The organism is Bacillus sp. mrc49 (assembly GCF_002803435.1).
The window spans coordinates 1-1,314 of sequence record NZ_PHNG01000729.1; the positions used below are offsets into that span (position 1 = coordinate 1).

At 46.6% G+C, this 1,314-nt stretch carries 2 protein-coding genes; both read left to right on the forward strand.

Annotated features, from left to right (window positions below; translation table 11 throughout):
• Positions 1-160 precede the first annotated feature (160 nt).
• Positions 161-385 (forward strand): hypothetical protein, encoded by a 225-nt coding sequence (locus CVN76_RS21285; protein WP_061142234.1) that lies wholly within the window; start codon positions 161-163, stop codon positions 383-385.
• A gap of 71 nt (positions 386-456) precedes the next feature.
• Positions 457-1,314, forward strand: an 858-nt coding sequence (locus tag CVN76_RS21290) for a DRTGG domain-containing protein (RefSeq protein ID WP_100532962.1), incomplete at its 3' end; no start/stop codon positions are given.

Here is a 1,314-nt window from a genome sequence, read left to right on the forward strand (position 1 = left end):
CTCGTAAAGTCTCGTGTAACATTAAATCCACGTTATTGCGCTTCATTTTATAGGGTGCGCGATATATGGACATATAGACAAGTTAATCTCGTTCATGCAGGTCAGTCTTTTTTTCCTTCGCAGGCATAAAATGAATAGATGGCAAAGAAGGGGGGATTGGATGAAGCAGAGGTTGTTGTTGTGTTTGCTTTTATGCGGAGTGATGCTCTATTATGCCGTGCCGCGGTTGTCGTTGGAAAGCGGCGGGCTGGAGGGCTTGTTTGCCGGATCTTGGCTGTTGTTCGCATTGCTGGCTGTGGCCGGGAACTTGACGGGCATTCTATATTCACCTAAAAAGCACAAGCGGAAACGGGAGGTAGAATACAAAAGGCTGCGCCAATATTAGTAGTTGTTTGATAAACTGGGCTCTTTGACCTTATAATGGGGAATAGGAATACCGTGAAAAGGGTGAAGCGCTTGGCTACAAAGCATGAACAAATATTAAAGCATATCGATGGGCTTCCAGTTGGCGAGAAGATTTCCGTCCGCCAAATTGCGAAAGCATTGAATGTTAGTGAAGGAACGGCGTATCGGGCCATTAAAGAGGCAGAGAATCAGGGCTTTGTGAGCTCGATTGAGCGAGTAGGCACGATTCGTATCGAGAAAAAGAAAAAAGAGAATATTGAAAAGCTCACTTTTGCCGAGGTGGTTAATATTGTGGACGGACAAGTTCTGGGCGGCAAAACGGGACTTCATAAAACCTTGAATAAATTCGTCATTGGGGCAATGAAGCTGGATGCGATGATGAGATATACAGGCGCAGGAAATCTGCTGATCGTCGGAAACCGTACACAGGCCCATGAGCATGCGCTAAAAGCGGGAGCGGCGGTGCTCATTACCGGAGGCTTCGATACGGAAGAGCCGGTTAAAAGGTTAGCTGATGAATTGGAAATGCCCGTCATTTCCACGAGCTATGATACCTTCACTGTCGCAACGATGATCAACCGGGCGATTTATGACCAGTTGATCAAAAAGGAAATCTTGCTTGTGGAGGATATCTTGACACCGGTTCAGGAGACGACTTTTTTGACGATCGGTGACAGGGTTCAGACATGGCACGAACTCAATCAGGAGTCAGGGCATAGCCGTTTCCCTGTTGTTGATGACAATATGAAGGTCCAAGGAATGGTCACTTCAAAAGATATCATCGGTCAGGAGGAGTTGACACTCATCGAAAAGGTGATGACGAAAAATCCGTTGACCGTCGGTGATAAAACGAGTGTGGCCTCTTCTGCGCATATGATGGTTTGGGAAGGGATTGAATTGATTCCGGTC

Excerpts from the sequence above, each read along its gene's own strand:
- CVN76_RS21285 (WP_061142234.1), top strand. The coding sequence starts at position 161 with ATGAAGCAGAGGTTGTTGTTGTGTTTGCTTTTATGCGGAGTGATGCTC.